Genomic DNA, 20,484 nt, shown 5'->3' on the forward strand with positions numbered 1-20,484 from the left:
TTAACCGCCTGAAACCGATGACTGACTGTTTTTGCGCCCGGACAGCTTTTCCTCCAGGCACACACCTCCCTGAAACTGTGTGCACCCGCAGCCGCTGCACTGCTGTCTGCAGTTTGGCGTTACGATTCCTTTTTTTGCCCTCTCCCACTCGCGCTCCAGGAATTTTCTGGAAACACCGGTATCAATAAAATCCCAGGGAAGAAGCTCTTCCGTGCTGCGCTCCCTTGCCGTATAGAAGTAAGGATCCAGTCCGCAGTAGCGGAAGGCCTCTTCCCAGGCATCCGCCCTGTAGTGCTCGGTCCACGCGTCAAACAGGGCGCCGTTCCTGTATGCCTGAAGGATGACGCCGGATATCCTGCGGTCTCCCCTGGCAAGAACGCCCTCCAGAACGGATACGCCCGCGTCGTGATAGGTGTACCGGATACTTTTCTGGTTCAGCATGCCCCGAACCGTGTCTTTGACCAGATGCGCCTTGTCCAGAAACTCCTGCTCCCGGTTCATGGAGGCCCACTGGAACGGGGTGAAGGGTTTCGGGACAAAGAAAGAAGTGCTGGCCGTAATGGCCACTCTTCCGTTTCTTTCCTCCTTCGGAATATCGTAATAATCTTCCGCCAGGGTCTCGCAGAGCTGCGCGATTCCGCGGATGTCCTCTTCTGTCTCACCGGGAAGACCCAGCATAAAATAGAGCTTGACCTTATTCCATCCGCCCCGGAATGCCTGTCCGGCCCCCTTGCGGATGTCCTCTTCGGTAAGCCCTTTGTTGATCACATCACGCATCCGCTGCGTCCCGGCTTCCGGCGCAAACGTAAGACTGCTTTTTTTGACATCCTGCACCTTGGACATGACAGAAAGAGAAAAGGAATCAATCCGGAGCGACGGCAGCGATATGTTGATTCCGCGCGGCTTGCAGATGTCGATCAAATAGGTCAGGAGCTCATCAAGCTCCAGATAATCACTGCTGGAAAGGGAAGTAAGGGAAATTTCCTCGTACCCGGTATTGGCAAGCATGCGCGCTGCCAGCTTCTTCAGCCGTTCCACTCTTTTTTCGCGGAGCGGACGGTAGACCATCCCCGCCTGGCAGAACCGGCACCCGCGGATGCAGCCTCTCTGGATTTCCATGACGACACGGTCCTGTGTAGCCTTGATAAAGGGTACCACCGGTTTTTCCGGATAAGGAATTCCGTCAAAATCCATGACAATCTGTTTTTTCACCTTTGTCGGCACATTCTCAGCGGCCGGGACAAAGGACGCCAGGGTGCCGTCCTCCTGATAGGATACCCGGTAGAGAGAGGGGACATAAATGCCCGGAACGGCGGCTGCCTGCCGGAGAAAATCTGCCCGGCCGCGGCCGCTCTTTTTCCAGCTCCGGTACAGGTCCAGCAGCCGGGGATAAACCGTCTCCCCCTCCCCGATGTAAAAAAGGTCAAAGAAATCCGCAATCGGCTCCGGATTATAGGTGCAGGGGCCTCCCCCGATTACAATAGGGTCGTCCCGGTCCCTGTCAGATGCCAGAAGAGCAATGCCGCTCAGATCCAGAATCTGAAGAATATTGGTATAGCACATCTCATACTGAAGGGTGATCCCCAGAAAATCCGCTTTTTTTACCGGCTCCTGCGATTCCAGCAGAAACAGGGGAATGTGCCGCTCCCTCATGATTTTATCCAGATCCGGCCAGGGGGAATAAACCCTCTCGCACCACACATCCGGCATCCGGTTGAACATATCATAGAGAATCTGGATTCCCAGATGGGACATGCCGATCTCGTAGACATCCGGAAAGCACATGGCAAAACGGATATCCACAGAAGACGGATCTTTCATCACGGAATTCCATTCGTTGCCGATGTATCGCTCCGGCTTATCCAGTTGAAGGAGGATCTCATCCTCCAGTGCCAATTTACGCATTCTGTTTTACACCTGTATTCTTTGCTTCTGCCGCGGGTGACCTTCTTTGCCTCTGGACGAACCGCCCGCGGAATGTTAGACTTTGCTACGAAGCTTTATTCTAACACAGATCAGCCAAGAGATTCAATGAGGAGGTATCTCCATGAAATTTTATTACCCGGTCATTGTCCGCAGACTTTCCGACGGATCCTATTCCGCGCATTTTCCGGATCTGAAAATGTGCGAGGCATCCGGCGATACCATGGAGGATGTTCTGGAGAACGCCACAGAGGCGGCCTGGAACTGGATTAACCTGGAGCTTCAGGAAGAGGAGCCGGATCTTCCTCCCGCCACCGACCCGGTGGATATGAAGCTCGAAAGCAATGAAGAGGTCCGGGAAATCCTGGTTAATTACCGCATGACCGAGGGATGGGAGGAATAGTTCTTCAGTCCCTTCGGGAACTGATCTGGTACAGCAGCGCGTTGCAGATACATGCCGCGATGTTGCTTCCGCCCTTCCTGCCCCTGGCGACAATCTGCGGGACATCCGTCTGCATGATCAGCTCCTTGGACTGCACGACATTTACAAATCCCACAGGGGCGCCGATAATCAGCTCCGGCCGGAGCGTCCCGTCCTGTATCAGCTCGTAGAGCCGGATCAGGGCGGTCGGCGCGTTTCCGATGGCAAAAATCAGTTTTCTGTCCAGCTTCGCTGCCTTCTCCATGGAGACAGCCGCCCTGGTAATGCCCCGTTCCCGAGCTTCCTCCGCGACATCTTCATCCGAAATAAAGCAGAAGGCTTCTCCGCCCAGGCGGTTCAGCGTCCGCTTATTGATGCCTGACCAGGCCATTTTCGTATCGGTCACGATGCAGGCGCCGTCCCGGAGAGCCTGCTCTGCTTTCTCCACCGCGCCGTCGGAAAACCAGAGGTTGTCCGCGTAATCAAAATCCGCGCTGGTGTGAATGCATCTTTTTACAATCAGCTCTGTTCCGGGGACAAGGCTTTTGTTCTTTTCCCCAAGCTCTTCCGTGATAATCTCAAAGCTTCTTTTTTCAATATCCATCGGCCTGATATTTTCCAGTTCTATTTTCAATTCAGATTCCCTCCTGAAGAATGTTGTAAATTTTCGGCAGATCCAGATTTTTCCGGAGTTCCGCGGCAAGTATGTCATACTGGGTTTCCTTGAAGGTCTGGTAGTCCACCCCCGTCATGCCGGAAGTGTCAATTCCCTTCTTTTTCCCGATCCCCTGGATGATCCGGTCCGCCACCTGCTCCTTATCAAAAATGCCGTGCACATAGGAACCGTAGACGTTCTTCGACTGGGCTCCGTCCGCCTTCCACGCCCCGTCCGGGGAATTGGTGTCGGTGATCTGCGTAAGCGACGCCGCGTTGTCCTTCCGGGTGCTGACGCCCATATGAATTTCATAGCCCTCCAGTTCCACGCCGTCCAGTCCGGAAAGCACTCCCTGTACACCGTGGAACCGGCCGTCTACCCTGGTCCGGGTCTTTTCCCCGGCGAATACCGTGTTCATGGGAAGAAGTCCCATGCCCCGGATGGTTCCGCCAGCCTCCACGCCGAGAGGATCGGACAGCGTCTCTCCAAGCATCTGGAATCCTCCGCATATGCCGAAGATGACGGTTCCTTCCGCCGCTTCCTTCAGGATGGCGGCCTCCAGGCCGTTCTGTCTCATCCAGAGCAGATCTTCCATGGTGTTTTTGGTGCCGGGGAGAAGAATCATATCCGGATGCTTCAGGTCGTGAACATGCTCTACATAGCGCAGAGACACACCCGGCATCTTCTCAAACGGGTTGAAGTCGGTGAAATTGGAAATTCTGGGAATACGGATCACGGCCAGATCAATCAGTCCCGCGGTTTCCTTCCGCTCGAAGCGCTCGGTCAGGCTGTCCTCGTCCTCCACCTCAATATACAGGTACGGCGCGCAGCCCACGACAGGGATGCCCGTCAGTTTTTCCAGCATGGTGATGCCGGGATCTAGAATGGTCTTGTCTCCGCGGAACTTATTGATCACAAGCCCCTTCACCATGGCGCGCTCGTCCGGCTCCAGTAGCTCTGTGGTTCCCAGAAGCTGTGCGAACACGCCGCCCCGGTCAATATCGCCGACCAGCAGGACCGGAGCCTTTGCCAGCTTTGCCATTCCCATGTTGACAAAGCAGTCCGCGTCCTTCAGGTTGATCTCCGCGGGGCTGCCGGCTCCCTCAATAACAATAATATCATTCTCCGACGCCAGAGAGTCATAGGCCTTTTTTACATCCGGGATCAGTTTCTTCTTATAGGCAAAATATTCGCGGGCGCTCATGTTCCCCAGAACCTCTCCGTTCACAATGACCTGGGAGCCCGTGTCGTTGGTCGGCTTCAGAAGGATGGGGTTCATGCGGACCGAGGGAGCTATCCCGGCGCACTCCGCCTGCATGACCTGAGCCCTGCCCATCTCCAGCCCTTCTCTTGTAATAAAAGAATTCAGTGCCATGTTCTGCGCCTTAAAAGGAGCCACCCGATAGCCGTCCTGATGGAAGATTCTGCAGAGCCCCGCCGCCAGCAGGCTTTTGCCAGCATTGGACATGGTTCCCTGTATCATAATCGCCTTTGCCATAATTTGTTCCTCGATTCACTATGTTTTCTCTTATTTTCCGAATGACCTGACAGGGGGTATGAAACGTGCGCTCTGCCGCCTACTGCCGGCTGCGCGCGGCTTCCGACAGGACCTCTAGCAGCTTTTCGTTTTCCGGATGCGTCCGGACGGCGACCCGGAAATATCCCTCCGCGAGGCCGTGATAGTTGGAGCAGCTGCGTATCAGAACGTTTCTCTCCAGGGCGCGCTCCTTAAGGTCCTCGGGTCCCTTGAAGAAAATGTAATTGGCCTCGGAATCAAAGACACGGAATCCGGCTTTTTTCAGCCCTTCCTTCAGGAAATTTCTTTCCTCCCTGACAAGCTTCCTGCTCCACCGCACGTATTCCTCCTCGTCCAGAGCGGCCGCGCCGGCCGCCTGGGCCGGGACGGACACATTCCACGGCTGCACAACACGGTGCATCCTGTCCAGGATCTTTTCGTTTGCGCAGATCCCGTAGCCCAGGCGGAGACCCGGCATGGCGTATCTCTTGGTAAAGGCTTTCAGGATAAAAAGGTTGGGATAGTCCGGAAGCTCTTTTTTTCTGGAAAATTTTTCCGGCTCGTCCAGAAAATCCTGAAAGCACTCATCCAGAAGAACATAGGTCCTGTTTTCCCTGCACCGTTCCAGAATTTCTGTCAGGAGGGCCGGATCGATGGTGATTCCGGTGGGGTTGTTCGGGTTGCACAGACAGACAAGATCCAGATCCGGGGTGAGGGCGTCCAGATATTCCTCCGTCAGACGGAAATCCTGCCCTTCTGTCATCTCGTACCACTGAATCCTGCAGTTGACGGATTCTACGGCCTGCGCGTATTCCGCAAAGGTCGGGGCCGCAATCAGAGCTTTTTCCGGCTCATTGGCCAGGACAAAGGAAAAAATAAGCTCTGCGGCGCCATTTCCACAGATCAGCCATTCCTCCGGCACCTGTTCATACTGCGCCAGCCTGTGAATCAGTTTTTCTTCCAGCACGTCCGGATAGCGGGAAATATTCTGCATGCTCCTGGCCGCCGCCTCCATGACACTGTCCGGCGTCCCCAGGGGATTCGTATTTGTGGAAAAATCCAATACATTCGGATGGCGGTATACATCCCCGCCATGTACCAGTTTTATACTCATAACAGCACCCTTTCTGCAAAAAAGTTACAAGGCAGTCCTCAGGATCAGAAGAAGCAGCAGCCGGACGGCGGCACCCAGAATAAGGGCAAGGACTGCCGCAGCAAGAACCAGGCAGTTAGCCCGCGGAATATCCTCCGCCCCGACCGGCCGGATCGGATCGCCAAGGGTCTGCTTATGGTGCAGCTCCCCGAAATACCAGGCATCACCCGCCAGCTGGATGTCCAGCGCCCCTGCCATGGCAGCCTCTGTATGGGCGGAATTGGGACTGTCGTGCTTCTTTCGGTCTCTCTTGAAGATCTTCCAGGCATTTGCGGCATCCTCGTGCATGAGCCGGGCGGCAGGCACAAAAAGCAGCCCGGAGATCCTGGCCGGAAGGAAATTCACCACGTCGTCCATGCGGGCGGCAAAGGTGCCGAAATACCGGTATCTGGAATTTTTATAGCCGATCATAGAGTCCATGGTGTTAATGGACTTATAAAAGAATCCCCCGACAGCACCTCCGACCAGCATGCACAGCAGAGGGGCGATCACCCCGTCCGAAGCGTTTTCCGCGACGGTTTCCACCGCTGCCCGGATAACTCCGGCCAGGTCCAGCTTGTCCACATCTCTTCCCACAATCATAGAGACCGCCCTCCTGGCGGCAGGGAGATCCTTCTTTTTTGCCTGTGCGTAAACCTTCATACTCTCATCCCGGAGGGCACGCGTGGCAATCAGCTGATAGCACCAGAAGGTTTCCACGGCAAAGCCTGCCCAGAAATTCAGCCGGTAGAGCAGCTGGAGAATCAGCCACGGAACAAGCATACTGATGAAAATAACACAGACCGCGGTCTGGATTCCGGCTGTCTGCTCTCCCTTTTTGTCCTCCCTGTTCAGTTTACGGAATGCCTTTTCCAGTGTCTCAATCAGCCTGCCGATCAGCCGGACCGGGTGGTACAGCCACCTGGGATCTCCCAGTAGGAGGTCCAGGAAAAAACCGATGACAACAGCCGGAACAATTCTGTCAAATTGGAATAGGATCATGTTTCTCTTCTCCCCGCAAAAACACCCGCAGCCTGAAGGAGACGGACAGGTATTTCCGGATTCGCGTAATAATACAGGTGCGGAAAACCGGCAGAAACAGAGTCCGAGCTGCGGATGCACCGCCAGCTCCTGGTTCCGGAGGGCTTTTCCGCGCGGAAGGTATCTCCCGGATTCTCCGACTCGTAATAATGAAATTCATGGGAGCGGATCTCGCCCACCGGATGGCCGAACAGCGTTCCTCCCTTCAGCGTCATATAGCCGAAACGGTTCAGATGTCCGGTGTAATAGGAGCTTTCCGGGAACACGCCGGCCATTTTGCGCACCTTTCCTTCCATATCCTTCAGGGATTCGTGCAGGTAGAGAAAGCCTCCGCACTCGGCCATGACCGGAAGCTTCCGGTCCACAGCCGCCTCCCGGACGTCCCGGCGCATGGAGCTGTTCCCTTCCAGCTCTTCGGCGTGGAGCTCCGGATATCCGCCGTGCAGCAGAAGCGCGTCCAGCCCGTCCGGCAGATGCCTGTCGTGCAGCGGCGAAAATTCTTCCAGCTCCGCGCCCAGATCCCGCAAAAGCTGGAGGTTGTCTTCATAGAAAAAGCAGAACGCCTCGTCCCTGGCAAGGCCTATCCGCAGCTTTCCGCCGTCCGGGCGGCGCAGGGTTTCCTCCGGAACCAGAGCCAGCGCCTCCTGCTTCTGCCGGTTCCAGACTTCCGCGTCCGCCGCGGCGTCAAGCTCCGGGGCATTTTCCGCAATCTCCAGAATCTGACGGAGATCCAGTGTTTTCTCCAGAATATCCGCTAGGCTGTCCAGCTTTTTCTGGAGAGACTGGATTTCCTCGGGAAGAATCAGCCCCAGGTGCCTGCTCTCCAGGACACAGTCCTTGACCACGGGGAGATACCCGACGACCGGAATGTGAAGCTCCTTCTCGATCATCTCCTTCAGCCGTGGATAGAGCATGCCGTTTACCCGGTTCAGGATGATGCCGCGGATACAGGGCTTTTTCTGGAAATCCAGAAAGCCCTTGATCATGGGAAGAAGGGACCGGCTGGCTCCCTTAGCGGGAATCAGCAGAAAAACAGGGGTGTCCGTGACAGAAGCCAGGTCACTGGCGCCTGCCCTGGAGGACTCCATGGACAGTCCGTCATAGTATCCCATGACCCCCTCCATCACCGCGGCATCACAGTCTGCGGCATTCTTTTCCAGAAGGTACCTTGTCACGGATTCCCCTGTAAAAAAAGTATCCAGATTTCTGCTTCTGGTTCCCAGCACCTTCGAGTGAAACATGGGGTCGATAAAATCCGGTCCGCACTTGAAGGATGCCGGGCGGATATTTTTCCGGGTCAGCAGGCGCAGCAGGCCGCAGGTCAGCAGGGTCTTTCCGCTTCCGCTTGCCGGAGCGGCTATCATCAGACGGTTAATTTTCATCATCAATCTCTTTCTGTCCGGAAAAGGACTCTGTCCGTGTCCGGAGCGGGTCTTACTCCTGCTGTCCGTCCGGCACTCCGTCGGCAGACAGGATATAGACGGGGTTCTGCCCCATCATCATGTGGTAGGGGCCTGCTTTCTTTGCCCTTGCCACGGAGACGGAGACAATGTCCGTGTGGCCGAGCGGCAGTGTTTTCATCGCATCCAGGGCTTCTCCGACCGTTTCCAGCGTAATGCAGTTGATCACAACACGGATACGGGGATTCTTTTTCAAAAGAAGCCGCAGGATATCCTTCAGGTTTCCGGAGCTTCCCCCTATGAAGGCATGTGTCGGCGCGGGCAGTGCCTCCAGCGCCTCTGGCGCCAGCCCCTCCACAATCTGAAGATTATCCGCACGGAATTTCTTTTTGTTTCGATAAAGAAGCTGAACCGCAACCGGGTTTTTCTCTATGGCAAAAACCTTCCCTTCCCTGGCCCGGAGCGCTGTCTCCACCGAGACCGATCCACTTCCGGCCCCGACATCGTAGACAACAGAGCGGTCTGTCAGGCGGAGCTTGCTGACGGAAATCTCCCGTATCTCCTCCTTGGTCATGGGAACCCTGTCTCTCTCGAAGGATTCGTCGGGGATTCCCGGCGCAACCGAAAAGTCCGGATTCGGATTTTGCACAAGCAGGACGCTGAGAGCGTTCCCCGAATAATTCACAAAATCCTCCGGACTGCCGTGCAGAAGTTTCTCCTCCGGGTAGCTCAGATTCTCCCCGATATCAATCTGCAGATCCGCCATGCCGTAGTCCAGGAGAGTCCTGCACAGATTCCGCACAGCGTCCTCTGTGCCGAGTATACTGAAAACCTTTTCGTTCCGGCAGATTTCGCCGACCAGGTTGCAGGTTCTTCCGTGGCTGCTTGTGATACAGATGTCATCCCAGGACTGGCGCAGCCTTCCGCAGAAATAGATCAGGGAGGAGATACCGGGCATCACCTCTGTCTTCTCCGGGAGGACGCGGAGCAGATTTTTCGCCCCGCTGAAAAACCCGACATCACCGGACAGGAGGATGGCAATCTGTCTGCTTTCCTTGTCCTCCCGGATCAGCCGGGAGACCTCTTCGGCGCGGTATTCCTTCACGGTCCGCTGTCCAGGGACGGCAACAGCCTCCAGCATGCGGCCTGCGCCGATCAGCAGGTCCGCGTGCCGGCAGTAGTCCAGCGCCTCCTGCGTCATGGTCCTGCAGTCCGCGCTGCCCATTCCGATTCCGACCAAAGCGATCCTTCTTGGCGCCCCGACGGAGGTGTTCTCCGCTTCTCCTGCCTTCTCCGGCAGCAAAAGATCCGGGAATCTTCTCTTCAGGGTTTCCAGACACTCCGATTCGGACATCCCATGCTCCTGTGAAGGCCGCCCGATAATCAGCAGATGGCACCCGCATTTGTCGGCCGCCGATTTTTTTTCATCAAAGCCCCCGGCAGCCCCGGTATCCTTGGTGACAAGGACAGACGCCCCTGTCTGGCGGATCAGCGCTATGTTCATCTCCTCCGAAAACGGTCCCTGCATGCAGATCAGGTGAGACGGAGGAAGGGAGAGACGTTCGCAGATTTCCAGATTGGACTTCATGGGAAGAATTCTGGCGTAAAACCTTTCCGGAAAGCCCGGAACGGATGTAAATTCCGGAAGCTCCTTGCTCCCGGTCGTAAGCAGCACCTTTCCTTCCGGATGTTCCTTCAGCCACGCGGCGGCCTCTGCGGTGCTGTGAACCAGCACGTCGGAGGAATCCGGGCGAAGCGTGCTTTCCCGGTAAATCCGCAGGTACGCGCGCCCGGTTTCCCGGCAGGCTTCTCGGATGTTTTCCGATGCCTGAACCGCGTAGGGGTGCGTGGCGTCAACCACCACCGCCTTCTCCGCAGCCCGGCTCCGGATGACGTCCGCCATCTCTTTCTCGTCCAGGCGGCCTTCCTCCACGGTCAGGCTCGCTCCCGGCCCGATGCGGTCCGCGCCGTATCTGGTCGCGGTAAGGACAAGCACCTGCCGCCCGCAGTTCTTCAAAAAACCCGCCAGAGTCCGTCCTTCCTCGGTTCCCGCAAACAGAAGTATGTCAAACATTTTTATATCCTCGCGGCGTTACCATTTTTCCGTCAAGATTCTTCGTCTGCGAATTTCCGATAAACACAGTGGTAAACATATTGACATCGGTGTCCCGGAGTTCCCCAAGCGTCATGACGCGGGCGGTCTCGCCCTCTCTTCCGATATTTTCAACGATACCGCACACATTGTCCGGCTTTCTGTACTTCAGAAGGATGTCACAGGCCTTCTGAAGATAGTCCTTCCTCTTGTGGCTGGAGGGGTTGTAAAGCACAATGCAGAAATCCGCCTCCGCGGCTGCCTGCAGACGCTTTTCGATTTTTTCCATGGGCGTCAGCAGGTCGGAAAGAGAGATCAGGCAGAAATCATGAATCAGGGGCGCTCCCAGCACAGCCCCGCCGCCCAGGGCGGCCGTTACTCCTGGTATAATCCGGAGCTTTACATCCGGGTAGCGCTCTCCCACTTCATACATCAGTCCGGACATGCCGTAAACCCCGGCATCCCCGCTGCAGACCATCGAGACTGTTTTTCCCTTTTCCGCCTCTTCAAATGCCATGACGCACCGCTCCACTTCCTTTTTCATGGGAGTAGAAAGGAATTCCTTTCCGGGAAGATGTTCTTTTACCAGGTCTATATATACGGTGTAGCCGATGATGGTATCGCTGCACTGCAGCGCCTCCGCGGCTTCGATTGTCATTTTATTCCATGCGCCGGGTCCGATCCCGACAACGTTCAGCAGCTTCAAAATTCAATACTCCTTTCCAGCAGCGCCACCGCGCAGGTCACGCCGTTCTCTCCTGTTTTACGGATGATCAGCCTGCCTCCGCCGTCCATAACGGCAGCCCTCTCACAGATATTGTCCACGCCCGTCACCTTTTCCACAAATTCCGAGGAGGTAAAGGATCCCTTCAGGGATTTCAGCTGCTCCGCGGAGAAGGTGTGGAAGGGTACGCCCAGCTCTTTCGCAAAACTTACCAGAGCGGGTTCGTCCGCCTTCAGGTCAACAGAGGCCACAGAGGAGACCGCCTCCAGATACAGGCTGTGCTCCCGGAGAATCTTTTCCGCCAGCTTCTTTACCTCTGCCGCCGGCGTCCCCTTCTTGCAGCCGATTCCCAGTACCAGGCACCGGGGAATCAGCCAGAGCGTGTGGTCAAAATAAGCGCGGTTATAGGAGGGGCTGATGTAGATGCCCAGGGAGGTTCCTCCGTTTTCATTCTCGGCGCTGTCTCTCCTTGCCTCCTCCAGCTTTTCTGACCAGGTAAGTCCCTCCGGAAGCTCGCCTTTGACCGGAAAATGCGTGTAAAAGCCGACCGGATAGCCGGACAGCAGCGCGGCGGACACCTCCTTGGCATAGGTCATGTTGGAGATGACCATGTGGTTCTTTTTCGCGTACTCATCCACGGCAAACAGGGAGTTTACATCGGTGGCCGTGGTAATGACAGGAATGCAGCCGAGCGGCTCGGAAATCTTCCGCACCAGGTCATTGGCGCCGCCGATATGTCCGGAAAGCAGGGAAATACAGAATTTTCCCTGTTCATCCAGGACGATAACGGCCGGATCTGTCCTTTTGTCCCGTACATGGGGAGCAATGGCGCGCACGGCAATCCCGGTCGCCCCGACAAAAATAATCGCGTCGCTGTCCTGGAAGCGCTGCCTGGCCCACTGGGTCATCGGCTCCCGCACCTGCGTAAAAACAGAGTCCTCTGAGGAAAGCTCTTCCGCAAGTGTCTGCCCCTTGAAATACCAGTCTGTCAGGACCTGCTCCCCGGCCTCCTCCCTCAGAAGTTCCCGGTTAATCCTCTGCGCAAGCTGGCTGCCTCTTCGGGTAAAACAAATTCCGGATATTCTCATGGCTGATCCGTCCCCTGTCGAAATTCTGTCGAGAAGCCCGGATCGTACAGCCTGGACCGGTCATAGTGACTGTGTGTCACAATATCTCCGACAATCATCAGCGCCGTCTTTGTTATGTTGTTTTTCTCTGCCGTCTCCGCCAGTGTGCCCACGGTGCAGAGATACGCCTTCTCGTCCGGCCAGGTAGCCTTGTATACAATGGCGGCCGGCGTATCTGCCGTGTAGCCGCCCTCGATCAGCCGCCTGCTTAACTCTTCCAGCATTCCTGTGCTCAGGAAAATCACCATGGTCGCGTGATGAGCCGCAAAGGACTGGATGCTCTCTTTTTCCGGAACCGGCGTCCTTCCTTCCATCCGCGTGATAATAACGCTCTGGGAGACATCCGGAAGGGTGTACTCCAGATTCAGCGCGGAAGCGGCTCCGCAGAACGCGGAAACACCAGGCGTGTAATCGTAGCTGATGCTCTTCTCGTCCAGAACATCCATCTGTTCCCGGATAGCTCCGTACAGACAGGGGTCTCCTGTGTGCAGACGAACCGTGACGAGGCCCTTCTTTTCCGCGTCCATCATGACATCCAGAACCTCTTCCAGTGTCATTCGGGCGGAGTTATAGACCCTGCATCCTTCCCTTTTGTAATCCAGAAGCTGCGGATTTACCAGCGAACCGGCATAAATAATGACGTCAGCCTCTTTCAGCAGCTTTGCTCCCCGGACTGTAATCAGATCCGGAGCCCCCGAACCTGCCCCGACAAAATGTATCAATTTTCTGCCCTCCTTATGTGATCAATCAATCTGTAATCTCTTCCGGCCTTCCGCCTGCCGAGGGGAGCCTCCGCACTCCTTTTCCCGGCATCGGAAAACAGGAAGAGTTCCGCTTTCTCTGTTATGTTCTCTGACCGTTCAGTTTTTCGATCAGATTCGGAACCGCGCCGGTCTGCCCCAGTTTCCCCCGGACAGAGGAAAAAATGACGGCTCCCAGCTCCATGCTGCCCCTGCAGCGCGCATTCAGATAGAATTCAATCTTCCTGCAGATTTCCCGCATGGTTCTATCATACAGCTCTTTTCCATATTCCGCCAGCACAGAAAGAGCGTCTTCTGTTGTGGATGTATCCAGAATCCGTCTGACTGCTTCCAGTTCCGCGCCGGCCCGGACCGCGGCAGCGGCCATAAGCTCCGCGCGGCAGTCCGCCTCATGCGAGTGCGTATTCATGATTCCTCCGGAAACCTTAATGAATTTTCCGATATGGGAGATAAAGAGAATTCCCTTTACGCCCAAGTCCACTGCCATGTCAATCGTCTCGCCGACAAAATTGCTGCACTTCATCTCGTAGGTCAGATCCAGCCCGGGCATTTCTCTGGAAAAGGTCTCCCCGTAATTTCCGGGCGTGATGACCAGGTAATTCCCCCCGTTGGCATGCAGCATTTTCATTTCCGCGCGCATGCTGTCCAGCAGGGCTGTCTCGCTCATAGGCATGACTATTCCGCTGGTTCCGAGGACGGAAATGCCGCCCGTAATGCCTAGTCTGGGATTGAAGGTTTTTGCGGCTGTTTTCTCTCCCTCCGGTATGGTGATCAGGACAGACATGCCGCTTCTGCAGCCGCAGGCCCGGCAGACCTCTTCCACGCCTTCCGCAATCATCCTGCGCGGCGTCGAATTGATCGCGGCATTGCCGACCGGCTGGTCCAGGCCGGGTTTTGTCACCCGTCCGACGCCCTGTCCTCCGTCGATCCGCACACCCGGAGCTTCCGTTTTTTGAACGGTGGCATAGATCAGCAGGCCGTCTGTCGCGTCGATATCGTCCCCGCCGTCCTTCCGGACAGCGCAGGTGACAGACTTGCCGTCCATGGATATATCCTCTACCGCCAGATGAAGAAGGATTCCCTTCGGTGTCTGCAGCGCAATTTCCTCCACCGGTATGCCCGTCAGCAGCATCTGCGCGGCCGCCTTGGCCGCCCCCGCAGCGCAGGAGCCGGTCGTATAGCCGCAGCGCAGTTTCTTGTGCTGAAACATGACGTAAGAGTTTTCCAATCCGTTCTTTCTGCTGTCCTTCATATAATATCCTCCCGATGACCTTTTTTATGATGCCGCGAATTGCTCCGTTTCCATAAAACTCCCGCAATTCCCTGACCATTCGCAACTCGCTGATTTTCCTGACTGTGAATCAGAAAAATCACTGCATCAAAATCATATCCCCTGGCGGTTGCCCGCGCGGTTGCCTGGGTCACCCGGAGATCCAGCTCCGGATTTTCTGTTCACCTGCCTGCAGGTCACGGATCAGATCCGGATCCTCCGGAAATGCCTCGCGGAATGCCCGGAACTCATCTTCCACCCCCTGTCCGTGCAGGACACGGTAAGCGCCCGCATCACTTCCCAGCGCGTACTGCACGCCAAGCCGCCTTCCGATCTGCAGGTTTTCCTGAATCCCCTCCCAGATTCCTCGGATCACGGTGTCGTCAAACCTGCCGTCACCGATCAGGTTGCGGACGGTTACGACTGTCGGCACGTAAACGGCAGAACTTTCTGCCAGACAGGCAAGGCTTTCCTCGTTCTGAAAATTGCCGTGCTCCACCGAATCCACGCCAGCCTCCACCGCGTCTATGACGGCCTGCGCGCCGTTGGTGTGGCTCATCACACGAAAGCCTTCCTCATGGGCAATATGGACCATCTCCCGGATCTCCGCCCTGGGGAGCGCCGTTCCGGTCAGGCCTCCCACCGTCTTGAAATCCATGATGCCGGTGGTCATAATTTTAATAAAATCACCGCCTTCTCTTTTCACGCGACGAACCAGCTCCGCGTATTCCTTCATCGTCCGAAAGGAATTTCCCACGACACGCCCGTAGTCTCCCTCCCGGAAAATGCCGAAAACCGGGGAGATGTAGGTAATGCCGAATTCCGGCGCTAATTTTTTAGCCGCAAGGGAGACCCCGTAATGGTCTCCTCCTTCCCGGACAAAGGTGATGCCGCGCTTTTTATATTCTCCGAACACATGCCGGATCCATCCGATATCCGGATGTCCCTCATTTCTCGACACAGCCAGGCGGTAGTCCGTCCCGTTCATGAAAACGTGGGCGTGACACTCACCGAAAGCATGGCCGGAGGCCTGTTCATCCGAATTCTTTTTTACTTCTGTACCATTTTCCGGGCAGGCCGCTTGTAAATGGTTGATGGTCAAAGCGATACGCTTCCTTTCCTTCTGTACAGCTGCCGGCTTTATTCGCGCTAAGAGCAAACGCAGTGACGAGACAGCCTCCGTATGCCGGGGAAATGCCGATGTGTTCAGCCGCGAAGCAGCTGGTCTTTGATCCGCAGAGAAATTTTTTCATTAGAAGAGAAATTCTTCCCCGCAGAAAAATGCCAGCCTTCTCCGTTTTTTACATGCCAGTCATAATAGCTGCGGACGGGAACCCCGAAGGCCTCCAGAATGCTCATGATCGTTCCTCCGTGGACAAAGAAAAGGACTTCCTGAGTGTCCTGCTTCTTTGCTGCTTGCAGAACAGCAAGAAACGCGTTCCGGCAGCGGTTCCGAAACTCCCCTGCATCCTCTCCGTTCGGAAACGGCAGCGTCCCGCCGCTGTCAATCCACCTCTGATAATCCGGATTTCCGGCAAGCTCCCTGTAATTTTTGTTTTCAAAGTCCCCGAAATCACATTCCCGCAGATCCCGGATCACCTTTTGTTCCGCGTCCGGGTAAAAAAGAGCGGCCGTCTGCCTGCAGCGCAGCAGGGGGCTGACAAAGACAGCCTCCGCCGTCTCCGGTATCCGGCCGCCCTTCTTCCATTTCTCTGCCACCTCCGGGAGGCTCGTGTTCTCTTCCTCTGTCAGCGGCTCATCTGTCGTTCCGATATATCTCTGCCTTGTATTGCCGAATGTAGCCCCGTGACGGATTAGCCATCCATCCATACGTTTTTTCCTCCGGACTATTCAGAATCTGACTGCGTCATTTGTCTGCAGCATCCGAGTCCTTGATCACCTGGCCGATGCCGCAGAGCACACGCACAACAGTTCCGGCGCAGGCAGCCAGTTTCTCCGAAAGCCTGCCGTCCTGTTCCCGGTACTTGCGCTCCGCCGGATCCATGGGAACCACGCCGCAGCCGATTTCATTTTTTACGATAATCAGGGATGGATTCTTTTCCTGCAGGATCTCCGCAAAGTCCGAGAGGTCTCTCCCGGCTTCCACGGACCGTCTGACAAACAGGTGGAAATGATTCACCGCCCGTGCCCGGAACAATTCCTCCTCGGAACAGGAAGCACCGTCCGTCCAGTCGGATTCCTCCAGACGGTACTGCCGCCTGACCCACTCCTTTTTTCCCTGATAAGCGCCTCCGATGACCAGAATCATAGCTCTACTCCCTTTGTTTATGCGTCAAGGTACCACTGCCAGTAAAATCAGCATAACCAGCTCACAGACAGAAACAAAGCATCCCGCCAGATCGCCCGTCATGCCTCCGAAATATTTCATGCTGAGACGGTAATATAGTCCGAAAGCCACCAGCGAAGCCGCCATCATGCACAGCCCGGCAGCGGGCAGGCATACGCCGCAGAGAACCGTCATGGCCACAAGATAGACAGCCATAACTGCCAGCACCGTCTTTTTCACGGCGCGGTCGCCGAACGCCGCAGCCGTTCCGGAGGGATTGGCATGCGGAAAAGAGACGACTGAGATGGCAGAAAAGCTGCGGCTGGTTCCAAACAAAACAGGAAGAAGAAACAGAACCCGGCAGGGATCTTCTCCCGCTCCCGAAAGCCTGGCGGTCAGCTGTGCGGCCGAACCGAAAAACAGGATGAACCAGATGCCTGCGTTGATAATGGCAAAAGCCCCGGTGTGAGAGTCCTTCAGGATTTCCAGTCTTTTTTCCCGTTCCCTCCAGGAGCTCATGGCGTCACTGGTGTCCAGAAAGCCGTCCAGATGGATGCCTCCGGTAACCAAGACCGGCAGGACGGTAAAAACAGCAGCCCGGAAAAAGACAGACAGCCCTGCCAGAGAAGAGAGCCAGAGCCAGAGAGCCTCCAGGATGCCGATCACCCAGCCGATCCAGGGGAAGAAGCACATGGAATATTTCATGGATTGGTCGGTCCATTCTGTCCTGGGCATAGGTATTTTGGAATACATGGAAAACGCGACGAACAGGCTGTCCCGCAGATCCCTGCATGTTTTTGCGATTCTCATTTTCCTGCTCCTCCGGACGCCGGTTTCCATCCGCCTTCCCTAGACAGACCGTGCAAGGGTGCCTTTTTTGCCAGTGGAATTCCGTACACGACCTCCGTGACAAAATCCGCCATCTCCGCCATTTTGCGGTTGACGGTTCCCAGCGCTTCCAGGTATTGAACCGTCAGGGCGTCGTAGGTACCGCCGTCGGAAAAAATCTCATTTGTCACAACGACAAGGTTCCCGCATTGTTTCAGAAGATGACGCACCCCGTCCAGGACCGCGGCGGCGGTATGCGCACCCGCGCCTCCCGGCAAAAACATTTCGTTTGCCGCAAGGTTGGACATACACTCCAAAAGAACATTGACGCCCTCCGGCAGCGCAAGATCTGCAAGGCCGGTGTAGCACTCGACCGTCTCAAAGGACTTTTTTGCCCGCATTTTTCTGTGTCTGGCAATCCTGGCGGCGTTTTCCGGATCTTTTCCCGGATACATGGTCGCGATATAGATTCTCCTGGCCGGTCCGAGATCCAGAATCTTCTGTTCCGCAAACGCGGATTTTCCGGATCCGGAGCCGCCCGTCACCAAATGAAACATGATTCACCTCTGTCCGGCTGCCGTTTATTTCAGATGTACATAAGCTTCGATATCGTTCTGCTCAAAGGTGGCCATCTGCGTATAGACCTCTGCCGCCATATCCAGCAGCGGGAACAGCATGACCGCCCCGGTTCCCTCACCCAGACACATTTCACAGGTAAGGAACGCCTTCTTCCCCAGCGCCTTCAGAAGAAGCTCCGCCGCAGGCTCCCTGGAGACATGAGAGGCAATGATATAATTTTTGATCTCCGGGCAGATCCGGACAGCCGTCAGGGCGGCGACATTAGAGATGAAACCGTCCGTAACGACAGGGATGCCCAGGGCCGCTCCTCCGAGGAATACCCCTGCCATCCCGCCGATATCAAACCCGCCGACTTTCGCAAGCACATCGACCGGGTCGTCCGGATTCGGACGGTTCACTTCGATGGCCTTTTTAATCGCGTTGATTTTTCTTTTCAGCCCCTCGCTGGAAAGCCCTGCGCCCCGGCCGGTCATGGTTTCCACCGGCTGATGGAGAAGGACAGAGGCCATGGCGCTGCTGGTTGTCGTATTCCCGATTCCCATCTCCCCGGTCGCCAGAACCCGGACGCCCTCCGCCGCTTTTTCCGCCGCGGCCTGTATGCCGGTTTCCAGTGCCTGCACCGCCTGTTCTCTGGTCATTGCCGGACCCTTTGTCATATTTTGAGTTCCATAGGCAATTTTCATATTCCGTATGCAGGTATCCCGGTAAATACCGATATCAATGGGAAAGATCTCCGCCCCCGTCTTCCGGCACAGGATGCCGGCCGTCGCCTTTTCCTGAAGAAAATTCTCCGCAACCTGCGCCGTTACTTCCTGTCCGGTCTGCGTCACCCCTTCTTCCACCACACCGTTGTCCGCGCACATGGTTATAAGACATTTTTTCGAGATGTCGATGACCGGCGTCCTCTGAATGGAAGCGATCTGGACAATGACATCTTCCAGCATGCCCAGGCTGTGAAGGGGATGAGCGATTGAATCCCAGTGGCGGATAGCGGCATCCGCGGAAGCCCGGTCAACCGGTTGGATTTTTTTCAAGGTTTCTTCCAGTGTATCTTTCATTTGGAATTCCTTTCTGTTGATACGCCGGTAGGCACACTGAAAAGAAGGCACCTCGTCAGGAGAACACCGGATGTTCCCTCCTTCAGAGATGCCTTTCCTTCAGTTACTGTAATCCCAGCATTCTGCAAACGGTGCTTTTCATTTCCGGAACATCCGCCACGGTTTTATGGCGGACGGGCGCATTTTTAATCTCTTCAATCGCTTCGGGGATTTCCACTCCGGAAACATGATGAAGGGCATCAAACTGCTCTAGGTCGGACATGGAATCATATTTTTCCGCGTCTATGGCGTGAAGGACGCTCCTGGCAAATTTATAGGGACTTGCCGTGGAAGCGATCACCATCGGAGTGTGATCCCCGGTCTTTTCCCTGTACTGCCGGGCAACCGCCGCGGCGACGGCTGTATGCGGATCAATCACATACTGATCCTTTCTGTAGATATCGGAAATGGTTTCCGCAACCGTCTTTTCGTCCGCGAACCCGCCGTAAAAGTCTTCCAGTTTCTTTCTCATTTCCGGTGAGATCTCATATTTTCCGTCTCCGGAGAGGGAAGCCATGAGCTTCGCGGTTTTCTCCGCGTCGCATCCGTCGATCAGATAGATCAGACGCTCCAGGTTGCTGGAGACAAGAATATCCATCGAGGGTGAACTGGTCAGGATAAAGGGACGGTTTCTGTCGTAAACGCCTGTCGAGAAGAAATCAAACAGAACCTTGTTCTCATTGGAGGCACAGATCAGTTTATGAATCGGAAGCCCGATCTGCTTCGCGTAATAAGCGGCGAGAATGTTTCCGAAATTCCCGGTCGGTACGGTTACATTAATGGGATCCCCTGCCTGGATCTCCCCGGCCTTTACCAGACGGGAATACGCGTAAACATAATAGGCCGCCTGCGGCACCAGACGCCCGATATTGATGGAATTGGCGGAGCTGAACTGAATCCCGTGCCTGTCCATCTCCTTTTCCAGCTCCCGGTCTCCGAACAGCTTCTTGACGCCGGTCTGCGCGTCGTCAAAGTTTCCGTTAATCGCAACCACATGCGTATTTTCACCCTTCTGGGTGACCATCTGGCGCTTCTGCACGGGGCTTACGCCGTCCTTCGGGAAAAAGACGATGATCTGCGTCCCCGGTACATTCGCAAAGCCGGCCATGGCGGCCTTCCCGGTATCTCCGGATGTTGCGGTCAGGATACAGATCTCGTTTTTGATATGATTTTTCTTCGCCGCGGTCGTCATGAGATAAGGCAGGATGGACAGCGCCATATCCTTGAAGGCGATCGTTTTTCCGTGAAAAAGCTCCAGGAACCAGGAACCGTCTGCCCTGTGGAGAGGAGCAATTTCCGGAACATCGAATTTATCGTCATATGCATGATTGATACAGTTACGGAGCTCTTCTTCCGTATAATCTGTGAGAAACAGCTTCATGACCTGAAAGGCCAGTTCCCGGTAATCCATCTCCGCAAGGCTTTCCAGGGAGACATCCAGTCTCGGAAAGGAAGAAGGGACATAGAGACCGCCGTCTCTGGCAAGCCCGTTCAGAACCGCCTGCGACGCGAGGATCCCTGTTTCACCGCCCCGTGTGCTGTCATATAAAATCTGCATCTGAGTACCTCCTGAAAATGCTGAAATCGTACCCGCACATTATAGCACACAGGCCCGGAAGTGTGAAATATTT

General features: G+C 55.5%; 19 protein-coding genes. 1 reads left to right on the plus strand and 18 read right to left on the minus strand.

Going from position 1 to position 20,484, the window contains the following annotated elements:
- Entirely contained in the window at nt 1-1,905 is a 1,905-nt protein-coding gene (locus tag FYJ60_RS00520; protein ID WP_154456639.1) for a TIGR03960 family B12-binding radical SAM protein, read from the minus strand.
- Nucleotides 1,906-2,047: 142 nt separating this feature from the next.
- Here FYJ60_RS00520 and FYJ60_RS00525 point away from each other — a divergent pair, with 142 nt between their 5' ends.
- Nucleotides 2,048-2,326 (plus strand): type II toxin-antitoxin system HicB family antitoxin, encoded by a 279-nt coding sequence (locus FYJ60_RS00525; RefSeq protein ID WP_154456640.1) that lies wholly within the window; start codon nt 2,048-2,050, stop codon nt 2,324-2,326.
- A gap of 4 nt (nt 2,327-2,330) precedes the next feature.
- Here the strand turns inward: FYJ60_RS00525 and FYJ60_RS00530 are convergent, their stop codons facing one another.
- From FYJ60_RS00530 to thrC, 17 genes are all read right to left on the minus strand, one after another.
- Nucleotides 2,331-2,978, minus strand: coding sequence for a precorrin-8X methylmutase (locus FYJ60_RS00530; RefSeq protein ID WP_154456641.1), 648 nt, complete (start codon nt 2,976-2,978; stop codon nt 2,331-2,333).
- A 1-nt stretch (nt 2,979) separates the two neighbouring features.
- Nucleotides 2,980-4,497: a cobyric acid synthase gene (locus tag FYJ60_RS00535; RefSeq protein WP_154456642.1), complete on the minus strand. Its 1,518-nt coding sequence runs from the start codon at nt 4,495-4,497 to the stop codon at nt 2,980-2,982.
- Between the two features lie 79 nt (nt 4,498-4,576).
- On the minus strand, nt 4,577-5,629 hold the full coding sequence (locus FYJ60_RS00540; RefSeq protein ID WP_154456643.1) for a pyridoxal phosphate-dependent aminotransferase: 1,053 nt from the start codon (nt 5,627-5,629) through the stop codon (nt 4,577-4,579).
- A 24-nt stretch (nt 5,630-5,653) separates the two neighbouring features.
- A complete protein-coding gene (gene cbiB, locus FYJ60_RS00545; protein WP_154456644.1) occupies nt 5,654-6,649 on the minus strand; it encodes an adenosylcobinamide-phosphate synthase CbiB in 996 nt (331 codons plus the stop codon).
- Entirely contained in the window at nt 6,646-8,073 is a 1,428-nt protein-coding gene (locus tag FYJ60_RS00550) for a cobyrinate a,c-diamide synthase (RefSeq protein WP_330579061.1), read from the minus strand. The genes cbiB and FYJ60_RS00550 overlap by 4 nt, the downstream gene beginning before the upstream one ends.
- 49 nt (nt 8,074-8,122) lie before the next feature.
- Nucleotides 8,123-10,162 carry a precorrin-6A reductase gene (gene cobK, locus FYJ60_RS00555; protein ID WP_154456645.1) on the minus strand — a complete coding sequence of 680 codons (2,040 nt, stop codon included), beginning with the start codon at nt 10,160-10,162 and terminating at the stop codon, nt 8,123-8,125.
- Nucleotides 10,155-10,886 carry a precorrin-3B C(17)-methyltransferase gene (gene cobJ / locus FYJ60_RS00560; protein ID WP_154456646.1) on the minus strand — a complete coding sequence of 244 codons (732 nt, stop codon included), beginning with the start codon at nt 10,884-10,886 and terminating at the stop codon, nt 10,155-10,157. The genes cobK and cobJ overlap by 8 nt, the downstream gene beginning before the upstream one ends.
- A complete protein-coding gene (locus FYJ60_RS00565; protein WP_154456647.1) occupies nt 10,883-11,992 on the minus strand; it encodes a cobalt-precorrin 5A hydrolase in 1,110 nt (369 codons plus the stop codon). The genes cobJ and FYJ60_RS00565 overlap by 4 nt, the downstream gene beginning before the upstream one ends.
- Nucleotides 11,989-12,753, minus strand: a complete 765-nt coding sequence (gene cobM, locus FYJ60_RS00570; protein WP_154456648.1) for a precorrin-4 C(11)-methyltransferase — start codon at nt 12,751-12,753, stop codon at nt 11,989-11,991. The genes FYJ60_RS00565 and cobM overlap by 4 nt, the downstream gene beginning before the upstream one ends.
- 121 nt (nt 12,754-12,874) lie before the next feature.
- On the minus strand, nt 12,875-14,044 hold the full coding sequence (gene cbiD / locus FYJ60_RS00575; protein WP_154456649.1) for a cobalt-precorrin-5B (C(1))-methyltransferase CbiD: 1,170 nt from the start codon (nt 14,042-14,044) through the stop codon (nt 12,875-12,877).
- Nucleotides 14,045-14,213: 169 nt separating this feature from the next.
- The gene (locus FYJ60_RS00580; protein WP_235903272.1) at nt 14,214-15,164 is read right to left on the minus strand and encodes an amidohydrolase family protein; all 951 of its coding nucleotides are present in this window, start codon (nt 15,162-15,164) and stop codon (nt 14,214-14,216) included.
- Between the two features lie 104 nt (nt 15,165-15,268).
- Nucleotides 15,269-15,892 (minus strand): histidine phosphatase family protein, encoded by a 624-nt coding sequence (locus FYJ60_RS00585; RefSeq protein WP_154456650.1) that lies wholly within the window; start codon nt 15,890-15,892, stop codon nt 15,269-15,271.
- 37 nt (nt 15,893-15,929) lie between these two features.
- Nucleotides 15,930-16,331: a bifunctional adenosylcobinamide kinase/adenosylcobinamide-phosphate guanylyltransferase gene (locus FYJ60_RS00590; protein ID WP_154456651.1), complete on the minus strand. Its 402-nt coding sequence runs from the start codon at nt 16,329-16,331 to the stop codon at nt 15,930-15,932.
- A gap of 24 nt (nt 16,332-16,355) precedes the next feature.
- Nucleotides 16,356-17,159 carry an adenosylcobinamide-GDP ribazoletransferase gene (locus FYJ60_RS00595; RefSeq protein ID WP_154456652.1) on the minus strand — a complete coding sequence of 268 codons (804 nt, stop codon included), beginning with the start codon at nt 17,157-17,159 and terminating at the stop codon, nt 16,356-16,358.
- The gene (locus FYJ60_RS00600) at nt 17,156-17,734 is read right to left on the minus strand and encodes a bifunctional adenosylcobinamide kinase/adenosylcobinamide-phosphate guanylyltransferase (RefSeq protein ID WP_154456653.1); all 579 of its coding nucleotides are present in this window, start codon (nt 17,732-17,734) and stop codon (nt 17,156-17,158) included. The genes FYJ60_RS00595 and FYJ60_RS00600 overlap by 4 nt, the downstream gene beginning before the upstream one ends.
- A gap of 24 nt (nt 17,735-17,758) precedes the next feature.
- Entirely contained in the window at nt 17,759-18,814 is a 1,056-nt protein-coding gene (gene cobT / locus FYJ60_RS00605; protein WP_154456654.1) for a nicotinate-nucleotide--dimethylbenzimidazole phosphoribosyltransferase, read from the minus strand.
- 103 nt (nt 18,815-18,917) lie between these two features.
- A complete protein-coding gene (gene thrC, locus FYJ60_RS00610) occupies nt 18,918-20,411 on the minus strand; it encodes a threonine synthase (RefSeq protein WP_154456655.1) in 1,494 nt (497 codons plus the stop codon).
- Between the last annotated feature and the right edge of the window lie 73 nt (nt 20,412-20,484).

The sequence above is a fragment of the Bilifractor porci genome, assembly GCF_009696005.1.
Lineage (GTDB): Bacteria > Bacillota > Clostridia > Lachnospirales > Lachnospiraceae > Bilifractor > Bilifractor porci.